Annotated in this window: 16 protein-coding genes and 2 tRNA genes; 11 read left to right on the forward strand and 7 right to left on the reverse strand. The window is 56.3% G+C overall.

Annotation, left to right across the window (positions count from 1 at the left end):
- Nucleotides 1–36: 36 nt before the first annotated feature.
- The 6 genes from ACTJKT_RS25325 (at nucleotide 37) to ACTJKT_RS25350 (ending at nucleotide 6,230) form a co-directional block, all read left to right on the forward strand.
- Nucleotides 37–945: a LysR family transcriptional regulator gene (locus ACTJKT_RS25325; protein WP_440788996.1), complete on the forward strand. Its 909-nt coding sequence runs from the start codon at nucleotides 37–39 to the stop codon at nucleotides 943–945.
- Between the two features lie 120 nt (nucleotides 946–1,065).
- Nucleotides 1,066–1,896, forward strand: a complete 831-nt coding sequence (locus ACTJKT_RS25330) for an alpha/beta fold hydrolase (RefSeq protein ID WP_440788997.1) — start codon at nucleotides 1,066–1,068, stop codon at nucleotides 1,894–1,896.
- A gap of 61 nt (nucleotides 1,897–1,957) precedes the next feature.
- Nucleotides 1,958–2,335, forward strand: coding sequence for a VOC family protein (locus tag ACTJKT_RS25335; RefSeq protein ID WP_440789050.1), 378 nt, complete (start codon nucleotides 1,958–1,960; stop codon nucleotides 2,333–2,335).
- Nucleotides 2,336–2,453: 118 nt separating this feature from the next.
- Entirely contained in the window at nucleotides 2,454–3,587 is a 1,134-nt protein-coding gene (locus tag ACTJKT_RS25340; RefSeq protein WP_440789051.1) for an MFS transporter, read from the forward strand.
- Between the two features lie 279 nt (nucleotides 3,588–3,866).
- A tRNA-Cys gene (locus ACTJKT_RS25345) sits at nucleotides 3,867–3,940 on the forward strand.
- 400 nt (nucleotides 3,941–4,340) lie between these two features.
- On the forward strand, nucleotides 4,341–6,230 hold the full coding sequence (locus ACTJKT_RS25350; protein WP_440788998.1) for an acyltransferase family protein: 1,890 nt from the start codon (nucleotides 4,341–4,343) through the stop codon (nucleotides 6,228–6,230).
- A gap of 767 nt (nucleotides 6,231–6,997) precedes the next feature.
- Here the strand turns inward: ACTJKT_RS25350 and ACTJKT_RS25355 are convergent.
- Both ACTJKT_RS25355 and ACTJKT_RS25360 read right to left on the reverse strand, forming a co-directional pair.
- Nucleotides 6,998–7,234: a hypothetical protein gene (locus tag ACTJKT_RS25355; protein ID WP_440788999.1), complete on the reverse strand. Its 237-nt coding sequence runs from the start codon at nucleotides 7,232–7,234 to the stop codon at nucleotides 6,998–7,000.
- A gap of 556 nt (nucleotides 7,235–7,790) precedes the next feature.
- Nucleotides 7,791–7,967 (reverse strand): hypothetical protein, encoded by a 177-nt coding sequence (locus tag ACTJKT_RS25360; RefSeq protein ID WP_440789000.1) that lies wholly within the window; start codon nucleotides 7,965–7,967, stop codon nucleotides 7,791–7,793.
- A gap of 160 nt (nucleotides 7,968–8,127) precedes the next feature.
- Between ACTJKT_RS25360 and ACTJKT_RS25365 the strand changes: the two genes are divergently transcribed.
- Nucleotides 8,128–9,081, forward strand: a complete 954-nt coding sequence (locus ACTJKT_RS25365) for an alpha/beta hydrolase (protein WP_440789001.1) — start codon at nucleotides 8,128–8,130, stop codon at nucleotides 9,079–9,081.
- Between the two features lie 494 nt (nucleotides 9,082–9,575).
- Here ACTJKT_RS25365 and ACTJKT_RS25370 read toward each other — a convergent pair whose 3' ends face one another.
- From ACTJKT_RS25370 to ACTJKT_RS25385, 4 genes are all read right to left on the reverse strand, one after another.
- Nucleotides 9,576–10,502, reverse strand: coding sequence for a fimbrial protein (locus tag ACTJKT_RS25370; RefSeq protein WP_440789002.1), 927 nt, complete (start codon nucleotides 10,500–10,502; stop codon nucleotides 9,576–9,578).
- A gap of 192 nt (nucleotides 10,503–10,694) precedes the next feature.
- Nucleotides 10,695–11,417 (reverse strand): fimbrial biogenesis chaperone, encoded by a 723-nt coding sequence (locus tag ACTJKT_RS25375; protein ID WP_440789003.1) that lies wholly within the window; start codon nucleotides 11,415–11,417, stop codon nucleotides 10,695–10,697.
- 850 nt (nucleotides 11,418–12,267) lie between these two features.
- A complete protein-coding gene (locus ACTJKT_RS25380; protein ID WP_440789004.1) occupies nucleotides 12,268–12,558 on the reverse strand; it encodes a hypothetical protein in 291 nt (96 codons plus the stop codon).
- A 591-nt stretch (nucleotides 12,559–13,149) separates the two neighbouring features.
- Nucleotides 13,150–13,518 (reverse strand): LmrA/YxaF family transcription factor, encoded by a 369-nt coding sequence (locus ACTJKT_RS25385; RefSeq protein ID WP_440789005.1) that lies wholly within the window; start codon nucleotides 13,516–13,518, stop codon nucleotides 13,150–13,152.
- Here ACTJKT_RS25385 and ACTJKT_RS25390 point away from each other — a divergent pair.
- The 4 genes from ACTJKT_RS25390 to ACTJKT_RS25405 all read left to right on the forward strand — a co-directional run bounded on the left by ACTJKT_RS25390 (nucleotide 13,449) and on the right by ACTJKT_RS25405 (nucleotide 15,357).
- On the forward strand, nucleotides 13,449–13,844 hold the full coding sequence (locus ACTJKT_RS25390) for an enoyl-CoA hydratase/isomerase family protein (protein ID WP_440789052.1): 396 nt from the start codon (nucleotides 13,449–13,451) through the stop codon (nucleotides 13,842–13,844). The genes ACTJKT_RS25385 and ACTJKT_RS25390 overlap by 70 nt on opposite strands.
- 631 nt (nucleotides 13,845–14,475) lie before the next feature.
- Nucleotides 14,476–14,562 (forward strand) — tRNA-Leu (locus ACTJKT_RS25395).
- Nucleotides 14,563–14,778: 216 nt separating this feature from the next.
- Nucleotides 14,779–15,015, forward strand: a complete 237-nt coding sequence (locus tag ACTJKT_RS25400) for a YceK/YidQ family lipoprotein (RefSeq protein WP_053279470.1) — start codon at nucleotides 14,779–14,781, stop codon at nucleotides 15,013–15,015.
- A 192-nt stretch (nucleotides 15,016–15,207) separates the two neighbouring features.
- On the forward strand, nucleotides 15,208–15,357 hold the full coding sequence (locus tag ACTJKT_RS25405; protein ID WP_007921689.1) for a hypothetical protein: 150 nt from the start codon (nucleotides 15,208–15,210) through the stop codon (nucleotides 15,355–15,357).
- Nucleotides 15,358–15,647: 290 nt separating this feature from the next.
- Here the strand turns inward: ACTJKT_RS25405 and ACTJKT_RS25410 are convergent, their stop codons facing one another.
- Nucleotides 15,648–16,040, reverse strand: coding sequence for a hypothetical protein (locus tag ACTJKT_RS25410; protein ID WP_440789006.1), 393 nt, complete (start codon nucleotides 16,038–16,040; stop codon nucleotides 15,648–15,650).
- Nucleotides 16,041–16,276: the final 236 nt, after the last annotated feature.

Consider the following 16,276-nt stretch of genomic DNA (forward strand, 5'->3'; position numbering starts at 1 on the left):
CGGAAGCCTTGCATACGAAAAACCTATGGTGCCGCCATGATCAATTTTCGCTTGATTCGTCATCTCTGGCTGTTCCTGGCGGTGGCCGAGGAACAGAACTTCAGCCGCGCCGCCAAGCGCCTGGGCATGTCGCAACCGCCGCTGACCGAGCAGATCCAGGTGCTGGAACAGGCGCTCAAGGTCAAGCTCTTCGACCGCTCGCGACGGGGTGCCCAGCTGACCCCGGTGGGCCAGGCTATCCTGCCGGCGGTGCGCAAGTTCGCCGAGCAATTGGAGCGCCTGGAGCTGGCGGTGCACGAGGCAGTAGCGGGACAGTCGGGGGTGCTGACCATCGGCGCCATCACCACGGCGATGCTCGACGTACTGCCGGCGCTGATCGAGAAGCTGAAGGCCCGGTACCCGCAGCTCACGGTGTCGGTGCGGGAGATCGACAGCGTCGAGGCGATTCCGGCCCTGGAAGCCGGTGACATCGACCTGGCCTTCGCCCGGCTGGAGGGCGACCTGGGCAGCAGCGTTCGCTCGATCCCGCTGACCGAGGATCGCCTGGCGGTGGCGCTGCCCAGCGACCATCCGTTGGCCGCGCGTTCACGCATCAGCCTGGCGAGCCTGGCGGGCGAGCCGTTGGTGCTGTCGGCGCGCAAGGTCAGCCCGATGTATTTCGATAACCTGATCGCCACCTGCCGCGACAGCGGCTTCTCCCCGCGGGTGTTGCACGAGGTGCGCTCGGTGGCGTCGCAGATCGCCTTCGTCAGTTGCGGGCAGGGCATTGCCCTGGTGCCGGCGTCGTTGAAAAAGGTCGCCCCGAGCAACGTGGTGCTGCGCCCGCTGAGCCAGCGGCTGAATGTGGTCACCACCGCACTGGCCTGGAACCCGACGCGCACCAACCCGCTGGTGGAGGAGCTGGTGGCGCAGTTCCAGGGCAAGGGCAGGGTGGGGCTGCCATAGGTTTGGCGTATGACAGCCTTCTTCAATCCGGAATTTACATAAGCCTTGCATGCCCGGAGAGTGCGCGTTGCGCCGGCCGTCACCGTCCGCCGGCGGCGATTCGTCAAAGGAGCATTCAACGTGGCTGCGCAAGCAGAATTCATCGCTACCCAGGTGCCGCTGACCGTACAGGGCGTCGAGCTGAGCATTGCCAGCCTGCACCGCACCGGCGAGCGGGCGCCGATCCTGTTCCTGCACGGGTTTGGCTCGACCAAGGAGGACTACGCGGACATCGTGCGCCACGCAGCTTTCTCCGGGCGGCCGTTCGTGGCCTACGATGCGCCGGGCTGCGGTGCCAGCCACTGTGGCGACCTGGGGAAAATCTCCATCCCGTTCCTGCTCGATACTGCGTTGCAGGTCCTCGAGCATTTCCAGATCGAGCGGTTCCACCTGGTCGGGCATTCCATGGGCGGCCTGACGGCCCTGATGCTGGCCCACAAGTTTCCGGAGCGGGTGCTGAGCTTTGTCGATATCGAAGGCAATATCGCCCCGGAAGACTGCTTCCTCAGCCGGCAGATAGTCGATTACCCCGAGGCCGACGCCGAGCGCTTCTTCGAGCATTTCATCGAGCGTGCCCGGCAGGCGCCGGCCTACGCCAGCGCACTGTATGCCGCCAGCCTGCGGCACAAGGTCCGCCCCGGCGCGGTGCGCGGTATCTTCGAGTCCATGGTCGAGCTCTCGGATCATGGCGAGCTGATGGACAAGTTTCTCGGCCTGGGTTGCCCGCGGATGTTCATGTACGGCGAACAGAATGCCCAGCTGTCCTACCTGGCGCATATCCAGGCCCAGGGCGTGCGGCTGGCGGAAATCCCGGCCTGCGGGCACTTCCCCATGTACTCCAATCCCGTGGCGATGTGGCAGCACATCGCCGACTTCCAGGCCAGTTGCCTGGTTGATTCTTGCGCCGGTTGAGACCTGCGGCCTGTCGCAGAGGCAGGCCTGACAGCGCATTTTTTCGAGGAGTCGCGCCATGCTGATCGATCACCTTGACCATCTGGTCCTGACCACCGTGGACCCCGAGGTCTGCCAGGATTTTTACCTGCGGGTGCTGGGCATGACCCTGGAAACCTTCGGCAATGGCCGCATGGCGTTTCGTTTCGGCAATCAGAAGATCAACCTGCATGTGCGCGGGCAGGAGTTCGAGCCCAAGGCTCACCTGCCGGTGCCGGGCGCGCTGGACCTGTGCTTTATCAGTGCCCAGCCGCTGGAGGCGGTGATTGCTCATCTGCAGTTGCATGAGTGGCCGATTGTCGAAGGGCCGGTGCAGCGCACGGGCGCCACCGGGCCGATTCGTTCGGTCTACGTGCGTGACCCCGACCTCAACCTGATCGAAATCTCGCAATACCTGTAGCGAGCACAAAAGCGCCGCCCCCTTGGCTCGGGGTCGTGCGCATCTTTTTCCCTCTGGCGGCATTGTCTTGAACGATCATTCAGGGTTACCGGGCGTTCCCGGCATTGTGGTGCTGGGGCTGTTGCAGATCCTGGTCTGGGGCGGTTCGTTCTTCCTGATGGCGGTGATGGCCGGGCCGATCATCAAGGACACCGGCTGGGCCAGCCAGTGGGTGTATGGCGCCTTGTCCCTGAGCATCCTCGTCTCGGCCTTGCTGGCGCCCCTGACCAGCCGGCTGATTGCCCGCCACGGTGGACGTGGCGTACTGGCCAGCAGCGGCCTGGCGGTTGCCGCGGGCTTGGGGCTGATGGCCGCTTCGACCGCTCTACCGATGTTCCTCCTGGCCTGGGTGGTGATCGGCCTGGGCATGGCGCTGGGCTTGTACGAAGCCTTGTTCGCCAGCCTGGGCGCGCTTTATGGCGAGCGGGCGGGCAGTGCGATCACCGGCATCACCTTGATCTCCGGGTTTGCCAGCAGCCTGTCGTGGCCGCTGGTGGCGCTGCTGATCGAGCATATCGGCTGGCGCGGCACCTGCCAGGCGTACGCCGTGCTGCTGGCGCTGGCCGTGGCGCCGCTGTACCTGTGGGTGTTGCCGCGAGGGCGCGGATCTCTGGCGAAACAGCCAACCGCCGTTGCTGCCGTGGTCGCGATCGACCGGCGTATTTATGGGCTGCTTACCACGATCTTCGCCCTGGGCGCGGTGATCATGACGGCGATCTCCGTCCAACTGGTTTCCCTGCTGCAGGGCCTGGGGTACTCCCTGGCCGCGGCCATCGGCTTCGGCGCGTTGTTGGGCCCCAGCCAGGTGGGCTCACGGGTACTGCAGGTGTTCGCTCGCCAGCGCCATCCGGTCTGGACCGCGCTGATCTGCGTCACCCTGGTGGCCACAGGGCTGTTGCTGGTCGCGTTGGCGCCTGGCACGACCGCACTGGGCCTGGTGCTTTACGGCGCCGGTAATGGCCTGCGCGCCATCGTTCGCGGCCTGCTGCCGCTGGCCCTGATGTCGCCGGCGGACTATGTCCTGCTGATGGGCCGCATGTCGCGACCATCGCTGATTGGCCAGGCCCTGGCACCGCTGGCCGGCGGCTTCCTGTTGCAGGCGCTGGGGGCGGGCGGGGTGCTGGCAGCGCTCTGCTCGCTGGCGCTGCTGAATGTGCTGTTGGTGGTGTGGCTGATCAGGTTGGTCCCACGCGCTCCACAAAGACCGTCATGACAATCCTGTTAGTCTGTCGATGCGCCGCCACAGGACAAAAGAAAGCAGCGAAGGGACTTGCGCCAGACACGGCTAATGCCGGCGCCATGCATTGAATTATTTTATTCCTGTTCTTGACATGCCCTGCGAACAAGTCCAGAATTGCGTCCATTCCTGATTCAGGAACGCGAAAAACCCCTTAGAATTCAAAGGGTTGGAAGGTAGGTCGAGATTAGAGTCAAGATCGGCTTTCCAGCTTCGAGTTGTACCTTTGATGCAGTTGTAAAGCATCGAAAGTTTGGCCGAGTAGCAAAATGGTTATGCAGCGGATTGCAAATCCGCCTACGCCGGTTCGATTCCGACCTCGGCCTCCAAACTGAAAACCCCGTAGATCAATGATCTACGGGGTTTTTTATTGGCTGGAGGAAAGCAGGGGTTCCATTACTTTTAATGGAGTGTTCCAGAGCTTTGCTACGTTGATGGCTTGATGATGGCACCGATTCCGAGATACACCCGCAGCGCAAGTTGGAGGATCTGCTGGCACACTACATTGCCGCCGGCATGACTTGGCTCAAGCTGGTGGATGCTAGCTCTGTTAATGGTCGCCAGTAGCCATCAATACCCTGTAAGTGCCGCGCATACTGAAACTGCGAAGGCAGAGCAGGCGTTGGTCGATTGCGGGCTTGAGGTGTCTGGCGGCGTTACGGTTAGATGGCGTACTGAAACGCCTGCGGCAAGCAAATCGTAGACTGAAGAACGAGATCGAGGAAAATAATGAGTAGCGACACTCAGCTGAGGAAGGATATACAAGGCCTTCGTGCGATTGCGGTTCTTGGGGTGATTTTTTTTCACTTTAATAAAAATTGGCTGCCAGGCGGATTTGTTGGGGTAGATGTTTTTTTTGTGATTTCGGGATTTTTAATAACCCAGATTATTATTCGGAAAAAAGAGTTAGGCACGTTTAACTTTACCGATTTTTACATTGGCAGAGTGAGGCGAATCGCTCCTGCATATTTGGTATTGTTGATTGTTGTGTCTTTGGCTATGGGTTTTCTGCTCGTGCCGAGAGATTTTGATACATTTAAAGCTAGTGCGATTGCTGCGCTTTATTTTAATAGTAATGACTTTTTTGCCGTGCAAAACGATTATTTTGCACCTGCGGCTTACGAATTACCCTTGCTACATACGTGGTCGCTGGCAGTTGAAATGCAGTTCTATTTGATTCTGCCCTTTGTGTTAATGGTTGTGTCAAAGCGGTTTTTAGCACCGACTCTGCTCCTGATAACTTTGATTCTTATAGCCGGTTCGGAGTATTTCCTTCAGCAAGGCCATCGACAGGCAGTGTATTTTTCACTGTTGGCGAGAGTTCCTGAGTTTTTGATAGGAAGCTTGGCAGCTATTTTATTGCGGTATCGCCAGTTTTCACAGGTGCCATCTACTGCTTTCGCATATATTGGCGGGGCACTGGTTTTTTCGAGTTTCTTCTTTATAACAGAAGAGCAGAAGTTCCCAGGAGTGTTGGCATTGCCTGCATGCCTTGGCACTGCTTTATTGCTTGTCAGCCAAAGAAGCACGCTTAACCGCGCTCTTTCATGCGCTCCCTTAGTGCTATTGGGAGCGCTTTCCTACTCTCTATATCTTTGGCACTGGCCGATACTGGCAGCCATACGCTACCTTCTTGGTACCTATGAGGTCGGAGCTTCTGCTGCGTTGGTGTTTTGTGCGATGACCCTTGGCTGTGCATATGTGTCTTACCGATACGTGGAGAGCCCTTTCAGGGAGCGCTCCTCAGTGAAGTCAACTCTTGCGCGTGTTATGGGGTTGAGTGCGACCTCGATTGCCGTCATCGCCTTAGCGGCTGCTATAAGTCCCAGGCTTGTGAAGCCATTACCAGATAGTCTTACTCGATATGCTAATAATGCTGAGATTTGTCATGGCAAAGTTGTGGGAGACTGTATTCGAGGAGATAAAGAAGCTCAGCGCACACTGCTGATGCTAGGTGATAGCCATGCTGCGCAACTGAATTATTTCGCCGATATTGTAGGTCGCTCAATTCATGCAAGGATAAGGGTTGTTACGTCAAGTAACTGTGTGACTATTCCTGGCTTTGATATAGATCGGATCCCGGAAGGAGGGCGTAAAGATTGCCTTAATCAAATTGCAGAGAGTGAGAAATACGAATCCAGTGCTGACGGGATCATTATCGCTGGAATGTGGCAGTATCAGTCGGCAAGCGATAAGTTTATGGAACAATTGGATAAATTTCTGTCGGAGGCAGCCGATAGGAATCAACAGGTTCTAGTTCTTGCTCAAGTACCAATGCTTTCGTCGAACCCGCAGCGTATTTATCGTGCCAATAGTATTGGTTTTAATCTGCCCGCCTCGATGAATTCCGAGTGGGCTGCCGCCAACTTGAAAGTAAAAGACCTCGTTTCACGACACAAGAATGCAACGTTCCTAGATTTGTCGAGTACTCCATTCTTTGCTGAGGTTCCATTGCAAAATCACACGCTGATCTATCAAGACACTCATCATCTGAACGAGGTTGGGTCGCAGCGTTATGGTGAAGTTGCAATTCCATTTTTCAGGAGTTTCATGGATAGCGTTTATATGTCTAAAGCCTCTACCTCGGATGTAGGGTCGACGCTGTCGCACACTGAGTAATGGCGAGTCCTGGACTCCTGTTGCTGGCTATACTGTTTTGGTCAAACTACCGGAATGGCAGAGCGTGAAGAGGACCCTGGGTGGAATTATCAAGGACGGCAAGCTGCTATTCGGTCTGTAATCGATGTACAGCGGCTATACCGGGGCAGGACGCTGGCCGACCACTCAAGGAGGTCGAGCGCTTATGCCTTTGCCGAGTTGCTGTGTCAGGTGGTCACAGTTGAGATTGTTAGGCGGTGAGGGATTGGTCCTTCAGTGCGTACAGGCCAGCCTTGTTTGCCATTAGGTGGCAGTGGTGTATCTCCTTGGGTAGGTGAGCAGCCATGCATCTGTCGGTTCTTCACGTAGACGTCGAAAAGGTCCCATGTGAGGCGTTCGATAGTGCTGAGCAATCTGCTGATCTCTTCAGCTTGCCCCTGGCTGATCGCATCTTCTCGATGTTTGTTTGGCCCCTGGAAAGCTCATGCAGCAAGGGATTGGTCGCGGGACGCCGGAGGAGGATGAAAATCATTTCCGGACAATAATGTAGACCCTGCGCAGATAGTAGGCTTCAGACATGGAAAAACTAACGAATGTAGAAATGGAATTGACTTAAATTATTGAGCATAAAGAAAGGTCACACAGGGTTGCAAATCCGCCTACGCCGGTTCGATTCCGACCTCGGCTTCCAAACTGAAAACCCCGTAGATCAATGATCTACGGGGTTTTTTATTGGCTGGAGGAAAGCAGGCGTTCCATTACTTTTAATGGAGTATTCCAGAACTTTGCTACGTTGATGGCTTGGTAATGGCGCCGATTCGGCGATACACCCGCTTCGTAATTTCCTCCTCCGAATGGCCCGGCAGCAGACTGGCGTCAGCGATATCGAGGATCTCGGATGCAGCTTTTGGACGAATATCCTTGAACTGAAATTGTGAGATTTTCTCCGCAATATCAGGTTTTGCTTCGGCGATCGCCTGAAGTCGAGCTGCCTCCCGGGCATCGTCCCAGCGATTGCGCAGCATTTGCTGCGACACTCGTTTCCCGCTCTTGTTGAGTATGAAGTGCTGGCCCCCGTGTGCTTTGTCCTGCCGGTCATCCTTTGGATGAGCTCACCGAGGCTGTTTTTCTGACCCTCTACCCCCATCAAAATGCGCAGCCTCTTGTCCGTCTTCAGTCCCGCTCTCCCACATACTGGGGATGGCGTAGTAGAACCAGAGCAGGGTGATCAGGAGGTAGGCGAGCAGGCCGACCAGGATCTCGAAGATATTTTTGCAGGCATGGGGATTCCTCGCCGGCCGTTTCCGGCCGGTATGATTAATGAAGTTGTTTTTTAGGCAAATTCCTACAGACGCTTGTGGTGCGCCTACCTATCCTCGGCGTGCTTGCCCGGCCAGGTGTGTTTGCAGGGGATTGCTGAACGGCCGACAGCTGGTCAGGGTGGGCACCTATTCAGATAGTTGGCGTGGGCATTTCGGAAAGACTTGCTGACGCTGGCGTTACGCCTGGCCATGGTTTCAGCGTTCGCACCGCCCGTTGTCCTGGCTATCCGTCGACTGCAACACGGGCTGTGGCGAACTCCTATTGCGTGATCAGCTCTGCCGGCACCTGAATGGTTTCGCCGAGCTTGGCTTCAGCAATGGCATGGCACAGCGCAATGAGCGGGGTATTGCCACTGCTCCAGGACAGCCCGTCATCAATGCACACCCTGGCAATAGCTTTGTCGTCATACATCTGGTTTGGGAGGCCGCGAACCATTGCTGCGTACTTCTCAATTAGTGGGCCGCCCTGGTTCCAGTTGGCCGATGGCTGCTAGTGGGTGCCGATGCAGCGATACCGGCATCGTTGTAGGCCAAACAACCAACCTGATGTTGCCGGGCGTATGCGCGGCAAGCTCATCGTACGAGAGGAATCGATCATGACCAAAACTGCCATCCGTTCCGATGTCCAGAGGTTTCTCCATCTCTGGAATGCCTCGCCGCTCGCCCGCATGGAGGATCTGCCGGTCGGGCAGGTCCGTGCGCTCATCGGCCGGGCCAGGGCGGCCGCGCCCCCGGTCACGCATGATCTCGCCATAGTGCGCGACTTTGCGGCCGATGTCAGTGGACGCTCGCTCGGCATGCGTTTCTACGACGCGCGCGCGGAACGGTCACCTGGACCGTTGGTGATCTATTACCATGGTGGCGGCTTCGTACTCGGCGATCTGGAGTCGCATCATGCGCTCTGCGTCGCGCTGGCCGAGCAACTGGATCTTCCGGTCGTCGCGGTCGACTATCGCCTGGCGCCCGAGAGTCCGTGGCCAGCAGCGCCTGACGATGCCGAAGCCGCAGCGCGGTGGCTTGCGGCGCATGGTCGGGATGCTCTCGGTCGCGAGATTGCGGCGCTTGTGCTTGCCGGCGACAGTGCGGGCGCCAATCTCGCAGCGGTCGTGGCACATCGTCTACACGACAGACCGGCCACCATTCCCGTCGCTGCTCAGTTCCTGAGCTATCCCTGTGTCGATAGCGCCGGCGGTACGCGGTCGCGCAAGGAGTTTGCCGATGGGCTTTATCTGACTGGTGCTTGCATCGACTGGTTCTACAACCAATATGCAGCACCCGCCGGTGATCCGCGCTTCGACCTTCTGCGCTTCGATCAAGCTGGGATGCCGCCGACTGTCCTGGTCACGGCGGGCCTCGATCCCCTGCGAGACGAAGGGCGGGCCTATGCGGGCGCGTTGATCGCGGCGGGTGTACCCGTCACTTATCAGGAAGTCAGCGGGAACATCCACGGCTGCTTCAACATGGTCGCGGAAATTCCATCGACCGCCGAAGATATTCGCCGAGCGACAGCGGCGCTTCGCGCCACCATCGCAGCAACCTCGTTGTTTTAGTTTGCGCGGGGCAGCTCGACCATCGACCTGAATGAGTCGCGGCAAGGCAGAGGTGATCCACCGCCGATCATAGAATGCGGTCTGTAGAGCATCGAAATCTGCTTGGTAATGGAACGCGAAACACAGTGCAGCCCAGGAAATACAAGGCCTTGCCTCTCGGATTGCAAATCCGCCTACGCCGGTTCGATTTCGACCCCAGTCTCCAAACTGAAAACCCCGTAGATCAATGATCTACGGGGTTTTTTATTGGCTGGAGGAAAGCAGGCTTGAAGCGCAAGGAGCAATGCCTGTGCCGCGATTAGCAGCCGATATGGCGGCAGGCCAACTTTCATTACTGCAGTGAAAGCCTTATGGCGGCCTGCCGTTCCGGGCCCTCCCGATGGGTTTTTTGAGGCCCCTCAAAGTCTGCCTTGAAAGCCGGCATCGGCTGGCCAGACATGGGCTCGACTGGCGGCGCCTCCTGTCGTTGGTTCGAAGGAGGCAAGCAGATAGGGTTACCGGTAATCCATAGACACGGTCATCGCCCCCTTTACTGTTCCCGGTTTGGCGACTGTGTCGGTTCTGATGTAGGACGCCTGCATCGGAATTACAAACGAGCCACCTACCGCCTTGTTGTATCCATCGACCGTTATCGAGCTCCCCATGGTTGCTGGAGCACCCTGGGCGTTTTCGACCCGGATCCTTATGCCGCTCGTGGTCGAACCGCCAGCAAGCGGCAAAACCCCTGGTGAGTTCGCGATCACGCCGCCAACGGGGTCAAGGGTATAGCCAATCCGGTTATAGCCCTTGGGGCAGTTGTTGACCTGTATCTGGAAACTCTGGGTGCCGGCTGTCGAGCCGACGCGCTCCAGGCGCTGAATCAAGGTTTTAGGTAGCTTTACCGTCTGGCTAGGCACCGAGCAGGTACCGTCGATAGGGGTGATAGTGCCCTTCAGGTAGATTCGAAAAGCGTAGCCCTCTACTGTTGTGAGAGTGTAGTAGTACGGTGAGGCGTGGACGCCCGCAAGGGAGCCGCCTTTATTTTCTCGACCATCGCCGAGTAACTGTACTTCGATTGGCCGCGTGAACGTTTCCCCTGGATATGAACTTCCGTAGGCTCTTCCATTGATCAGCAAACGAGTCGATATGCCCGAGACATTCGTGGTGAGTACTGTTGAGTTTGAGGGGGTCCCGCCGCCATCTGGGTAGGCGAGAATTTGGGTGACTCTGCAGCTCGATCCACCGCATACCTGCTGCGGAGTCATGTAATGTCGAGCCACTACGATGCCGTTGGCCGTGTTCTTCGGGATCGAAAGCTCTTGCCCGAATGCTGTTACATCCGCCTTCGCGGGTGGTGACACGGCGAGGGCTATGAATGCTATTACGCACAGTTGCGGCACGATGAATATTGCGCTGAAAATTCTTTCTGCTGTGGTCTTCATTGCCTGTTTCTCCCTGATCGACCTTGAATGTGGTTCGTGGGTGAATCGCTCTCTCGCACCCTTGGCTCCATTCGTTCGGAAATGTGGCTGCAGATCGTTGACGAAGTGTGTATTTCACTAAGAAGTGATATTCAGCCGATGACACGATGCTGGGTTAAGCGATAAGCGAAGGGTTCTGGGCTTTAACTACGCTCAGCTGGATATGTCGCCTGAGTGCTGTACTGGCACTCCATCGTCGTTGATGTTTTCGAACTCGATCTTTGTTGCTCCGCCTGGAGCCAGGGAAGAAGCCCCCTCGATCGCGAAAGATTGGCTTGAATAGGGGGGCAGCATTTCTGCGGGAATCGGATAGTTGTTCGAACCGCTCTTGAGGTTCACCGTGCCGAAAGAAATGTGAAACGCTGAGTCATTCCTGACTTCCAGGCCTGGCTTGCCATCCTTGGGCACCATGCGCCATTTCAGCCTGGATGGGGTCTGGTCAACCTCGCCTGGCAAGTCGGCGGGCCGGTAGAACAACTTGATGCGCTGGCGCACGGCAATCTGCAGGACGTTTTCATCCTTCGACTTCTGGGGGACTTCCTGCACGCTCAACCAGAACACCGACTCCCTGTCTGCCGGTAGCCCGGTGCCTTGATACAAAACACGCAACTGCTGCCGGGCGTGCCCATTCAGGCGTTTCAGGGGAGGGCTGATGGCAAAGGGTACGTCCTGATTGGTGCTGGCGCTGAAGGGCTCGATCCAGGACTGGATCATGAGGGAAGTCGACTCATCATTCAGCGCCAGAATGGATGCTTCCTTCTTCGGCCCGGCCAGTACCAATCGAGTTGCATCCAATGAGATACCGGAATGGGAGGGCACGGCAAACAACAACAGGAATCCGGCAAGTGTTGCACGCATGGCAAGGTGTTTTTTCATGGGGTTTCTCGCAAGGATTGAAAGAGACATCGATGCGCCTCTTCCTTATAGGGGGGCTCCTAAGTCAGTGCGACTGGTTGTGGGGCTTTCGCCGCATGTCCTGATTAAGAGACCGAGCATATTAGTGGCGCTGTATTTCCCCAGGTATCAGTCGATTCTTAAAGTGCTCCTGATCCTATCCAGGGGCACTGGGATACAAGTGCAAAGTCGCGGCGATTTTGCCGGAGCCTTCTACAGCGCGTCGTATTCAACGAACCCTCTGAAACCTGGTGTTTTCGACCGAACACAACCCTGGAGAAACGACCATGTACGACGCCGCAAAGGTGCGGGCTTTTTTATTGGCTGGAGGGAAGCAGGTATCCCATCGCTCTTAATGGGGGGCTGGGCTCCGTGGTGCTTTGTCCTCCCAGAAATCCCTTGGATGAGTCCATCGGGGCTATTTTGTGGCCTGCTACCTCCAGCAAAATGCGCAATCCCTTATCCGCCTTCCCGTGACGAGTAGGCCCAACCCGTTGCACCAATGTACCTGCTGCCTCTGGCGTCAGAGGTGTGGTTCATGGGACTGCACGTGCCTGGCGTGTCCGGCCGGATGCTCAACGAGCTATCAGAATTACTGACGATGGCGATCAAGGACTGATTGCTTTGTTGCGTATCAGGCGTTATCGCAAAGAAGTTTACAGAGACAAGTAGTGAAGTGCTTTTGTCTAGATATATTGAGATATAAGAGCTCAACTAAATATGGGGGCGTCTGATGGTCGCTAGTCGGATGGGTGGTTTGCTTTTTTCCTACGGAAATGGCCAGCATCTTGTACGATACTGGCCATTTTATACATGCACTTACTTATAGATGTTACGCATTTGCCACTTTTTTCTTCCCGGCAGCAGCGACTGGGTTAAGAGTCCGGCCGTGATCCTTCACGACGTTGTCTTCGATGACAATTACACTGTTGCAGGAGACGTAGTATTCAGTTGTTTGGGATTTATCCTGAATGGCCATCAAGTAACCCCTTGGGTCACTACGTTTCCAGGTATCGCCTTTGCCTTGGTCTAATGGCCAGTAAGCGTCACTGCCGTCTTTCTCCCATGTACTGATTGCCACGTTAACTACTGTACTTGCCCCGTTTGTGACTGTGATGCTCATCTTCATATTCCTTTTTGATTGTACATTCCATGAGTTGGCTCCCTATTCAAAATCAAGTTGCAGACTTGCCACTGCTACGGGAAATCAGTAGTTAGGTTAACTCATTGAAGATGTTGTGGAGTATTGATGGCAAAGGCGATTGATATCGATATCAAGGGCAGTATCAGTTTCTTGAGCTGATATATTTTATTTCCTTCTTCGATCATAGATTGGAATACAGTCAAGCCTGTAAACAGGTAAAAGCAAGGTACCCTCACCTTTATAAAGTGACGGTTCCGACGAGTGGTAGAATTAGTGTCTGAGTCACTTGTTTTTGCTGTTTTATCAGCGTTCGCTCATGTGGGTTCTGCATCGAGATTTTCAATCTGGGGTAAAGGCGCTCCAAGGATGCGAAGGCCTGGCTATCGAATCCGATAGATGACGTGTGCTTGCTCGCCGAGGCGGCGATCATTCGTTGTGCTCGGGCACATCTTCCAGCTGGGTTTTACAGCGCTAAGGTCATGCGGCTGATTCGTCTTGCCCTGGCCAACGGCTCCTGCCGCATGTGCGAATCAATAGAGTCCCATCCACCGCCTCGCTATCGCAGCCTGTTCAAGATATTGGCGTGGCGGGCAAGGGAAGTGCCGCTCCCTGTTCGCCGAGTTGGATAAGCAGCCTCGCCAGCCCCGCCTCGAATGCTTCTGTCGATACGCTAGCTCGTCCGATCACCAGGCAGCCTTTCAACACGACCAGGGTGCTCAAAGCGATCTCGCTGGTACGCTTGGGTTCGAACCCGCGATCTTCGAGTGCCTGTGCGAGTTCCCTCCGCCAGCTTTCGAACGCCGCGCCGCAGGCTGCGGTGAGAACCTCTGAGTGCGATCCGTGTTCGAGTGTGACGATCGCGATGGGGCATCTCGCTTCGTAGTGGTCTTCGGAGAGTCGCGCAGCGTCGGTGTGGCGACGGCAGGCTCTTGTCGCCACAGCAGGCGCAGGAGCTGGGGCAGGTCAATCAAGTCGTTGCGGCGGAGCGTCTGATGGAAGAGGCACTGGTGCTGGCGCGCCGCCCGGCGAACGCTGTACGCGCGATCAAGCACCTGGTCTATCAGGGGGCGTCGCTGCCTTTCCAGCAGGGGATGGCGCTGGAAAAGGCTGAGTTCCTGTCGGCGGCCACCCAAGGCGCAACGCGGCATGCAATGCTGGCTTACGCCGATCATGTGGGGCATATCGTTCGATTCGGCCGTGAGTTCGGGGTGGATGATCTCCGCCACTGGATGGATGGCACTGCGGTGGATTTTGATACCCGATGAAAGCTAAGAGGGGGTCGACAACGGCAGGGGTGAGCGGGCTTCTGCCAATCACACCGGGGCTCAAGCCGTTCAGGTTTCTTCAGAATTGTCTTCGGGACATGGGCGGCCGCTCTGGATAGAGTTATCTCGCTTGCCCGGCCAGGTGTGTTTACGATGGAATGCTGAACGGCCAACAGCTGGTCAGGGTGGGCACCTATTTCGCTCCTTCGCCGTTTGGCCTAAGGCCTGTCTCTTCGACTCCGCTGGCCCAGGGGGGCAGCCATCCCTGGATCCCCACGCCGGCTGGGCAAAATCTGTCTTCGCCTCTTCGTCCAGCTACAAGCCTTTTAAAATCAGATGGTTACGTCGATTTTGCTGTGGTAGTCTATTGAAATATCTGGTTTTATCAGTGAAATGCAGATCCGTCTGCGCCGGCTCGATTCCGGCTGCTGTTCCCACTGATGAAAATAGTTCTGTAGATCGATGATTTACGGAGCCTTTTTGTTTGTGGCCGCGTTCGATATCCAGTCTTGAATTTGACGCCAACGAACTTGCTTCAAGGGTAGGGGATGTATATATTTCACCCCCTTGCCGCAAGGCGCTGAAACGGCTCAGGCAATTCAAGCCTTTCAGATTGCAACACCGCGCTACCGCCCGAATGGCGAAACTGGTAGACGCATGGGACTTAAAATCCCCCGCTCGTAAGGGCGTGCCGGTTCGATTCCGGCTTCGGGCACCATCTATCTCAAGGGTTTGCTGGCGAAAGCTGATGCAAACCCTTGTTCGTTTCCGGTCCGCAAATTTGAATCGCAGGCGGCGGTTCGCTTGCTTGGAGCGACTTTCTTGTCTTTCCGATTGCGGATGTATTTCTCTGTCATTACGACTGGGGAAGAGTGACTAGCGAATTGCAGTGACACCTGCGCAGTTCTGCACATGGAAGTAATAAGGACATTAGGTGTTTCGGAAAGTGATTCTGTTGGTGTTGATCAACTGCTTGAGCGGCTGCGCTGCGGTAGCGATGCGCATGGACTACGACCACCCTTGCCCTTACAAGGGCGTGCGTCTGGACTGGTGGTTGGTAGGCACATCCCATGGAAAGCTGATTCCCTTTTTACTGATCGACGCGCCGTTTTCCTTGGTGGTCGATACGGTGTTCTTCCCCTTCGAGTATCAATACAGCTGCAACTTCTGATCTGTTTCGGTTTTCGTCCGCAGAGGAGCTGTAAGCCTTGTGCCATTCGCCCACGGCCTTGGGTGATGCGCATTGGCCATTAGCACAACAGCCCTAATCGTCTGTTGCCGAGGCCAGGCATATAGTGCGGATGACCATCCTCGTCAGGATGGTTCTCACAAGAAAGTGCCGACTCGAAAAGGGAGATTCACCATGTCATTCAAGAAAATCGTCTACGCCTCCGCAGTGGTTCTGGCCCTCACCGCCTCGAACGCCCATGCATTCGCCAGAGACTGTAACGACTCGCTGTGGAAGTTCAGCGGCATCGAAGCACTGACCTGCATCTTCTCGGGCCAATGGTAATCCGCTGGTTCCTGGGTTGAAGCTGTCCAAACGACAAGGCTGACGGTGAACGGTTTCCCCGTCCGGTCAGCCTTGTCGCTTTTCCATTCGTGCGAATTCATCGCGCTGTTCTCAAATCCAGCCATTCGTCGATGTTTGCCGGCGTGGAGCGGCCTGATAGAGAAGGTTCTGCTGGCTGCTTGATGGGAGGGGGACAGTCGAAGGTCAATCGACTGGTTTCGCAATAAGCGATCTTTCCTGCAACTTTGTCATCCCAACCAGACTAAAAGAAGCAAAGCGCTGAATCGACCTCAGGGCTCGGTTTTATCGCGCTTGTTGGGCTGGTTTTTTCTGTTGAAGCGCTCCGAGATGTCCTGGTAGGTCTCGTTATCGGTTGCAGCAAGCAGTGTCTGACCATTCTTCAAGGTGGCCAGAAATGTCACCTCGGTATTGTGGCCCGCCAGAAGATAGCCCGCGACGGCGCCCACCGGCCCAAGAAACATGGCGCCAACCACGCCAAGACCTATGGCGCTCTTCATGTTCTTGTTCGAGTCGGTATTTTCGACGGTGAGGTCCTTGAACTCGGAGACGAGAAAGCTTTTCCCTATCAAGGGCTTATTGGGGGTTTTGAGCGTGATGGTTCCGCGCAGATACTCCGCGTCCCCCTGGGGGAAGTCACCGGCCAGCACTATGATCTTTGCCATCTGGAAAGGGGTCCTGGGCGATCATTTTTAGGGGGCCATTGCGCGCCTTAAGGAATAGGGCGTCAACGCCCCGACGACGACTGGCGGCACCATTGGTCTATGGCAGGGCAGGAATGGGCATGGACAGGCATGCGCGGCAAATAGGCTCAAGTGCTGGCCAGGTGAGTTTGGATGAGCGCGGAACAGCGGATACACTTGCCGCCAGCCGCTAGTGGGCTGGGCGGATGAACCAAGGG

This window comes from Pseudomonas sp. 22526 (assembly GCF_052044735.1).
Taxonomy (GTDB): Bacteria; Pseudomonadota; Gammaproteobacteria; order Pseudomonadales; family Pseudomonadaceae; genus Aquipseudomonas; species Aquipseudomonas piscium.

Coding starts and splice junctions, on each gene's coding strand:
- ACTJKT_RS25325 (WP_440788996.1), top strand. CDS start 37: ATGATCAATTTTCGCTTGATTCGTCATCTCTGGCTGTTCCTGGCGGTG.
- ACTJKT_RS25350 (WP_440788998.1), top strand. CDS start 4,341: ATGAGTAGCGACACTCAGCTGAGGAAGGATATACAAGGCCTTCGTGCG.
- ACTJKT_RS25355 (WP_440788999.1), bottom strand. CDS start 7,234: ATGCTGCGCAATCGCTGGGACGATGCCCGGGAGGCAGCTCGACTTCAG.
- ACTJKT_RS25360 (WP_440789000.1), bottom strand. CDS start 7,967: ATGGTTCGCGGCCTCCCAAACCAGATGTATGACGACAAAGCTATTGCC.
- ACTJKT_RS25365 (WP_440789001.1), top strand. CDS start 8,128: ATGACCAAAACTGCCATCCGTTCCGATGTCCAGAGGTTTCTCCATCTC.
- ACTJKT_RS25370 (WP_440789002.1), bottom strand. CDS start 10,502: ATGAAGACCACAGCAGAAAGAATTTTCAGCGCAATATTCATCGTGCCG.
- ACTJKT_RS25375 (WP_440789003.1), bottom strand. CDS start 11,417: ATGAAAAAACACCTTGCCATGCGTGCAACACTTGCCGGATTCCTGTTG.
- ACTJKT_RS25380 (WP_440789004.1), bottom strand. CDS start 12,558: ATGAGCATCACAGTCACAAACGGGGCAAGTACAGTAGTTAACGTGGCA.
- ACTJKT_RS25405 (WP_007921689.1), top strand. CDS start 15,208: ATGTCATTCAAGAAAATCGTCTACGCCTCCGCAGTGGTTCTGGCCCTC.
- ACTJKT_RS25410 (WP_440789006.1), bottom strand. CDS start 16,040: ATGGCAAAGATCATAGTGCTGGCCGGTGACTTCCCCCAGGGGGACGCG.